7 protein-coding genes are annotated in these 7,406 nt (G+C 70.5%); all 7 read left to right on the top strand.

The genetic code is table 11. The annotated features are described in order from the left end of the window. Positions 1-512: 512 nt before the first annotated feature. Positions 513-872 (top strand): NADH-quinone oxidoreductase subunit A, encoded by a 360-nt coding sequence (locus BG452_RS26070; protein ID WP_188306789.1) that lies wholly within the window; start codon positions 513-515, stop codon positions 870-872. Positions 873-1,021: 149 nt separating this feature from the next. Then, on the top strand, positions 1,022-1,576 hold the full coding sequence (locus BG452_RS26065; protein WP_030286559.1) for a NuoB/complex I 20 kDa subunit family protein: 555 nt from the start codon (positions 1,022-1,024) through the stop codon (positions 1,574-1,576). Continuing rightward, positions 1,573-2,286, top strand: coding sequence for an NADH-quinone oxidoreductase subunit C (locus BG452_RS26060; RefSeq protein WP_188306788.1), 714 nt, complete (start codon positions 1,573-1,575; stop codon positions 2,284-2,286). Before BG452_RS26065 ends, BG452_RS26060 begins: the two co-directional genes overlap by 4 nt. Beyond that, positions 2,286-3,650, top strand: coding sequence for an NADH-quinone oxidoreductase subunit D (locus BG452_RS26055; RefSeq protein WP_188306787.1), 1,365 nt, complete (start codon positions 2,286-2,288; stop codon positions 3,648-3,650). The genes BG452_RS26060 and BG452_RS26055 overlap by 1 nt, the downstream gene beginning before the upstream one ends. Next, positions 3,647-4,480: an NADH-quinone oxidoreductase subunit NuoE gene (nuoE, locus tag BG452_RS26050; protein ID WP_188306786.1), complete on the top strand. Its 834-nt coding sequence runs from the start codon at positions 3,647-3,649 to the stop codon at positions 4,478-4,480. Before BG452_RS26055 ends, nuoE begins: the two co-directional genes overlap by 4 nt. Beyond that, entirely contained in the window at positions 4,480-5,841 is a 1,362-nt protein-coding gene (nuoF, locus tag BG452_RS26045) for an NADH-quinone oxidoreductase subunit NuoF (RefSeq protein WP_188306785.1), read from the top strand. The genes nuoE and nuoF overlap by 1 nt, the downstream gene beginning before the upstream one ends. Next, a partial coding sequence (locus tag BG452_RS26040; RefSeq protein ID WP_188306784.1) for an NADH-quinone oxidoreductase subunit G occupies positions 5,838-7,406 on the top strand: 1,569 nt, incomplete at its 3' end. The genes nuoF and BG452_RS26040, both read left to right, overlap by 4 nt.

Genomic DNA, 7,406 nt, shown 5'->3' with positions numbered 1-7,406 from the left:
CGGCGGGCGGCGGGCGGCGGGCGGCGGGCGGGGTGGGGGAGGGGAGGGGGAGGGGGAGGGGGAAGGAGACCCCAACACGACTTCGCGCGCTTGTGAACAAAGGGTCAAGCAAGCGTTCATCCCCCCACCACCCCTCCGAGTGAGCCGCTATAACACGTCAACATGGCGCCCAGAAATTTGCCATCAACGGAGCATAGTTGATATAGAAACGCACCCCTGACCAGCCGCTTCAAAGATAAATGCGACTGCTTGTGACCATTTGACTCCTTTGCGTTGACAACTCTGGGCATGTTCACATTCGCCACCATTCACATGGTGGCGTAGATCACAAAGATGACGATGAACTGCGTGTCGCAGATCACAAGCCACCGGGCATAGGATGCGCTCGTTCCAGGCTTTGTGAACTGCCTCACATGAGGTGGATCCCGGGAACTGGAACGCGGGTTCACCTCAGCGTGACCCGCTGGTTCCGATCTGCAGTCAAGGACGACTGGACGGAGGGAGCGGAGGCTATGAATGCCTACGCGCCGATCCTCGTACTCGGTGCCATCGCGGCGGCGTTCGCGGTCGGTTCCGTCGTGATGGCCTCACTCACCGGCCCCAAGCGCTACAACCGGGCCAAGTTGGAGGCGTACGAGTGCGGCATCGAGCCGACCCCGCAGCCCGTGGGCGGCGGTCGGTTCCCGATCAAGTACTACCTGACGGCGATGCTCTTCATCGTCTTCGACATCGAGATCGTCTTCCTCTACCCCTGGGCGGTGACCTTCGACTCCCTGGGGATCTTCGGGTTGGTCGAGATGCTCCTGTTCATCGCCACCGTCTTCGTCGCGTACGCCTACGTCTGGCGCCGCGGCGGCCTGGAGTGGGACTGAGCCGGGGGTGGCGCCGCCGCCCCTTGTGAACGAGTGGACAAGCTCGAACGGGCCGGACGTTCCCCGGGGCGCCGCCGGGCGCTCCCGGGCGCACCGTCGGACACCCCGCCGGACGTACCAGAGGACTTGAGGGCATTGAGAGGGATCTGATGGGAATCGAGGAGAAGCTGCCGAGCGGTTTTCTGCTCACGACCGTGGAGACGGCCGCCGGTTGGGTGCGCAAGGCGTCACTCTTCCCGGCCACCTTCGGTCTGGCCTGCTGCGCGATCGAGATGATGACCACCGGCGCCGGCCGTTACGACCTGGCCCGGTTCGGCATGGAGGTCTTCCGGGGCTCCCCCCGGCAGGCCGATCTGATGATCGTGGCGGGCCGGGTGAGTCAGAAGATGGCCCCGGTGCTGCGCCAGGTGTACGACCAGATGGCCAACCCGAAGTGGGTCATCTCGATGGGCGTCTGCGCCTCCTCCGGCGGGATGTTCAACAACTACGCGATCGTCCAGGGCGTCGACCACATCGTCCCGGTGGACATCTACCTGCCCGGTTGCCCGCCCCGCCCGGAGATGCTGATGGACGCCATCCTGAAGCTGCACGACAAGATCCAGCACGAGCCGCTGGGCGTGAACCGGCGCCGGGCCGAGGAGCTCGGCGAGGCCCTCGCCCTCAAGGCCACCCCGGTCAGCGAGATGCGGGGGCAGCTGCGATGAACGAGCAGGTACCCGAGACCCGCCGCGAGCAGCCGGTCCGCGAGATCCCGGTCGAGGTGGTCGGCCGCCGCCAGGGCATGTTCGGCGCCCAGGGCACCGGCGACACCTCCGGTTTCGGCGGGCTGGCCGCCCCGATCGTGCTGCCCGGTCCGAGTGAACGCCCGTACGGCGGTTGGTTCGACGAGGTCGCCGACGAGTTCGAGGGCGCCCTGGAGGAGCAGGGCCTGGACCCGGCCGAGGTCATCGAGAAGACCGTGGTCGACCGCGGCGAGCTGACCTTCCACCTCGACCGCGTCCACCTCCTGAAGGCGGTGCGCATCCTGCGCGACGACCCGGCGCTGCGCTTCGAACTGTGCCTGGGCGTGAGCGGCGTGCACTACCCCGGCGACAAGGGCCGTGAGCTGCACGCGGTCTACCACCTGCGCTCGATCACCCACGGCCGGCTGATCCGGCTGGAGGTCACCGCGCCGGACGCCGACCCGCGCATCCCCTCGGTGGTGAGCGTCTACCCGACCAACGACTGGCACGAGCGCGAGGCCTACGACTTCTTCGGCCTGGTCTTCGACGGTCACCCGGCGCTCACCCGGATCATGATGCCGGACGACTGGCTGGGCCACCCGCAGCGCAAGGACTACCCGCTCGGCGGCATCCCCGTCGAGTACAAGGGCGCCCAGATCCCGGCACCCGACCAGCGGAGGTCGTACAGCTGATGGACACTCAGCACTACGAAGGCGCCCACGGACCGGCCCAGGACGGGGCGGAGGAGGCGCAGGCCCGCGACACCACCGAGGGCCGGGTCTTCACCGTCACCGGTGGCGACTGGGGCGAGGTGGTCGAAGCGCTCGGCCGGGCCGACGACGAGCGCATCATCGTCAACATGGGCCCCCAGCACCCGTCCACCCACGGCGTGCTGCGGCTGATCCTGGAGATCGACGGCGAGACGGTGAAGGAGGCCCGCTGCGGCATCGGCTACCTCCACACCGGCATCGAGAAGAACATGGAGTTCCGCAGCTGGGTCCAGGGCACCACCTTCGTGACCCGCATGGACTACCTGACCCCGCTGTTCAACGAGACCGCCTACTGCCTGGCGGTCGAGAAGCTGCTCGGCATCACCGACGACGTCCCGGACCGGGCCAACGTCATCCGGGTGATGATGATGGAGCTCAACCGGATCGCCTCGCACCTGGTCTGTCTGGCCACCGGCGGCATGGAGATCGGCTCCACCACCCTGATGATCTACGGCTTCCGGGACCGCGAGCTGATCCTGGACGTCTTCGAGCTGGTCACCGGTCTGCGGATGAACCACGCGTACGTGCGCCCCGGCGGCCTCGCCCAGGACCTGCCGCCCGGTGCCGTGGACCAGATCCGGGAGGCGGTGCGCACCTTCCGTTCCCGGATGCACGAGTACGACAAACTCGCCACCGGCAACCCGGTGTTCAAGGCCCGCCTGGTCGACGTCGGCTTCCTGGACCTGGCCGGCTGCCTGGCCCTCGGCGCCACCGGCCCGATCCTGCGCGCCGCCGGCCTGCCGCACGACCTGCGCAAGACGGACCCGTACTGCGGTTACCAGGACTACGACTTCGAGGTCGCGACCGCCGACACCGCCGACTCCTACGGCCGCTTCCTGATCCGCCTGGAGGAGATGAAGCAGTCGCTGGGGATCGTCGAGCAGTGCCTGGACCGGCTGCGGCCGGGCCCGGTCATGGTGGCCGACAAGAAGATCGCCTGGCCGGCCCAACTGGCCGTCGGCCCGGACGGGATGGGCAACTCGCTCGACCACATCCGCAAGATCATGGGCACCTCGATGGAGGCCCTGATCCACCACTTCAAGCTGGTCACCGAGGGCTTCCGGGTCCCGGTCGGCCAGGCGTACGCGGCGGTCGAGTCGCCGAAGGGCGAGCTGGGCGTGCACGTGGTCAGCGACGGCGGGACGCGCCCGTACCGGGTCCACTTCCGGGATCCGTCGTTCACCAATCTGCAGTCGATGGCGGCGATGTGCGAGGGCGGCCAGGTGGCCGACGTGATCGTCGCGGTGGCCGGGATCGACCCGGTGATGGGAGGCGTGGACCGGTGACCAACGTCGAACTGGGACTGCCGGCGCTGCCGGCTCCGCCCTATCCGGAGGAGGTGCGCGCCCGGCTGGCCGAGGACGCCGCCGAGCTGATCGGCCGCTACCCCCAGGCCCGTTCGGCGCTGCTGCCGCTGCTGCACCTGGTGCAGGCCGAGGAGGGCTTCGTCAGCCCGACCGGGATCCGGTTCTGCGCCGAGCAGTTGGACCTCACCACCGCCGAGGTCACCGCCGTCGCCACCTTCTACACGATGTACCGGCGGCGTCCGGCCGGGAAGTACCACGTCGGGGTGTGCACCAACACCCTGTGCGCGGTGCTCGGCGGCGACCAGATCTTCGCCGAGCTGCAGGAGCACCTGGGCGTCGGCAACAACGAGACCACCGAGGACGGCGAGATCTCGATCGAGCACATCGAGTGCAACGCCGCCTGCGACTACGCCCCCGTGGTGATGGTCAACTGGGAGTTCTTCGACGACCAGACCCCGCAGAGCGCCCGGCGACTGGTCGACGACCTGCGGGCCGGCCGCGAGGTGCGGCCCACCCGTGGCGCCCGGCTGTGCGGCTTCAAGGAGACCGCCCGGATCCTGGCGGGCTTCCCCGACGAGCGCCCCGGGGCCAACGACGAGTCCGGCGCCGGCGGTGCCCCCTCGCTGGCCGGTCTGCGGCTGGCCCGCGGCGAGGTCCTGCCCGGCACCGGCGGCACCAAGGTGGTCGCCCCCCGCCACGAAGGCACGGGCACCGGCACCGGCACGGGCGGCGGCACCGAAGCCCATGGCACCGGCACCGGCACCGGCAGCGAAGCCCACGGCGCCGGCCAGGAAGGGACCGAAGCGTGATGACCTCCGCCGAGCCGGCCGAGAAGCTGCTCACCCCCGTCCTGTCCGACTCCTGGGACGACAGCCGCCCCTGGACGCTGGCCACCTACCGCCGCCACCACGGCTACGAGGGCCTCAAGGCGGCCCTCGCGATGCCCCCGGACGACGTGATCGCCCTGGTCAAGGACTCCGGGCTGCGCGGCCGCGGCGGCGCCGGCTTCCCCACCGGGATGAAGTGGCAGTTCATCCCGCAGAACGACGGCAAGCCGCACTACCTGGTGGTCAACGCGGACGAGTCCGAGCCGGGCACCTGCAAGGACATCCCGCTGCTGTTCGCCAACCCGCACGCGCTGATCGAGGGCATGGTGATCGCCTCCTACGCGATCCGCTGCGACCACGCCTTCATCTACCTGCGCGGCGAGGTCGTCCCGGTGCTGCGCCGGCTGCACGCGGCGGTGGCCGAGGCGTACGAGGCGGGGCTGCTGGGCCGGAACGTCCTGGGCTCCGGGGTGAACCTGGACATCACCGTGCACGCCGGCGCCGGCGCGTACATCTGCGGCGAGGAGACGGCGCTGCTGGACTCGCTGGAGGGCCGGCGCGGCCAGCCGAGGCTGCGGCCCCCGTTCCCGGCGATCGCCGGTCTGTACGCCTGCCCGACGGTGGTCAACAACGTCGAGTCGATCGCCTCGGTGCCGCCGATCCTGGCCCGGGGCAAGGAGTGGTTCAAGAGCCTGGGCACCGAGAAGTCCCCGGGTTTCACCCTGTACTCGCTCTCCGGCCACGTCACCAATCCGGGCCAGTACGAGGCCCCGCTGGGCGTCACGCTGCGCCAGCTGCTGGACCTCAGCGGCGGCGTGCGGGCCGGGCACCGGCTGAAGTTCTGGACCCCGGGCGGCTCCTCCACCCCGATGTTCACCGACGAGCACCTGGACGTCCCGCTGGACTACGAGGGCGTCGGCGCGGCCGGTTCGATGCTGGGCACCAAGGCGCTGCAGGTCTTCGACGAGACCACCTGCGTGGTGCGGGCGGTCACCCGCTGGACGGAGTTCTACGCCCACGAGTCCTGCGGCAAGTGCACCCCCTGCCGGGAGGGCACCTACTGGCTGGTCCAGCTGCTGAAGCGGATCGAGGCGGGCGGCGGCGTCGAGGGTGACCTGGAGAAGCTCCTCGACATCGCCGACAACATCAACGGCAAGTCCTTCTGCGCGCTGGGCGACGGCGCGGCGAGTCCGATCGTCTCCTCGCTCCAGCACTTCCGCGCCGAGTACGAGCAGCACCTGGCCGAGCGCCGCTGCCCGTTCGACCCGGCCGCCTCCACCGTCTGGGCCGACGGCCCCCGCCCCGGCCACCAGTCCGCCACCGAGAGGGAGGTGCACGCGTGACGATCACTGAGCCAACCGCCTCCAAGAACGACGACACCGCGGTCGAACTGGTCACGCTCACCATCGACGGCGTCGAAGTGAAGGTCCCCAAGGGCACCTTGGTGATCCGGGCCGCCGAGACGATCGGCACCCAGATCCCGCGCTTCTGCGACCATCCGCTGCTGGATCCGGCCGGCGCGTGCCGGCAGTGCATCGTGGAGGTCGAGGGCCAGCGCAAGCCGGTCGCCTCCTGCACCATCCCGGTCGCCGAGGGCATGGTGGTGCGCACCCAGGTGAGTTCGCCGGTGGCCGAGAAGGCGCAGCGCGGCGTGATGGAGCTGCTGCTGATCAACCACCCGCTGGACTGCCCGGTCTGCGACAAGGGCGGCGAGTGCCCGTTGCAGAACCAGGCGATGAGCAGCGGCGCGGCGGACTCCCGGTTCGAGGGGATGAAGCGCACCTACCCGAAGCCGCTGCCGATCAGCAGCCAGGTGCTGCTGGACCGGGAGCGCTGCGTGCTGTGCGCGCGCTGCACCCGCTTCTCGCAGCAGATCGCCGGGGACCCGTTCATCGACCTGGTGGAGCGCGGGGCGCTGCAGCAGGTGGGCACCGGGGAGGGGGACGACTTCGAGTCGTACTTCTCCGGGAACACCATCCAGATCTGCCCGGTGGGCGCGCTGACCTCGGCGGCGTATCGGTTCCGCTCGCGCCCCTTCGACCTGGTGTCCTCGCCGAGCGTGTGCGAGCACTGTTCGGCGGGCTGCGCGCAGCGCACCGACCACCGGCGGGGCAAGGTGCTGCGCCGGCTGGCGGGTGAGGACCCGGCGGTGAACGAGGAGTGGAACTGTGACAAGGGCCGGTTCGCGTTCCGCTACGCCCAGCGGCGGGACCGGCTGACGGCCCCGCTGGTGCGGGTGGACGGCGAGCTGGTGCCGGTGTCCTGGCCGGAGGCGCTGGCCCGGGCGGCGGAGGGGCTGCGCGGGGCCCGTACGGGGGTGCTGGCCGGTGGCCGGGTGACGGTGGAGGACGCGTACGCGTACGCGAAGTTCGCCCGGGTGGTGCTGGGCACCAATGACGTGGACTTCCGGGCCCGGCCGCACAGCGGTGAGGAGGCGGACTTCCTGGCCGCGGCGGTCGCCGGGCGCGGGGTGGACGTGGACGGCACGGGCCTGAGCTACGAGCGGCTGGAGCAGGCGCCGACGGTGCTGCTGGCGGGTTTCGAGCCGGAGGAGGAGTCGCCGATCGTCTTCCTGCGGCTGCGCAAAGCGAACCGGGCGAGGGGCCTGAAGGTGTTCTCGGTGGGGGCGTTCGCCTCCCGGGGGCTGGTGAAGCTGCGCGGTTCGCTGCTGCCGGCGGCGCCGGGCACCGAGCCGGAGTGGTTCGCCGCGCTGGCGGCGGACGAGCCGTTGAACGACGACGCGGGGCGGGCGGCCGAGCTGCTGCGGCAGCCGGGTGCGGTGATCCTGGCGGGTGAGCGGCTGGCGTCGGTGCCGGGCGCGTTGACGGCGGTGCTGCGGCTGGCGCACGCGACCGGGGCCGCGTTGGCCTGGGTGCCGCGCCGGGCGGGGGAGCGGGGCGCGGTGGAG

It is taken from the genome of Streptomyces sp. CBMA123 (assembly GCF_014596465.1).
Lineage (GTDB): Bacteria > Actinomycetota > Actinomycetes > Streptomycetales > Streptomycetaceae > Kitasatospora.
The sequence above is the reverse complement of the archived record's forward strand: the minus strand, read 5'-3'. Positions and strand labels throughout refer to the sequence as shown.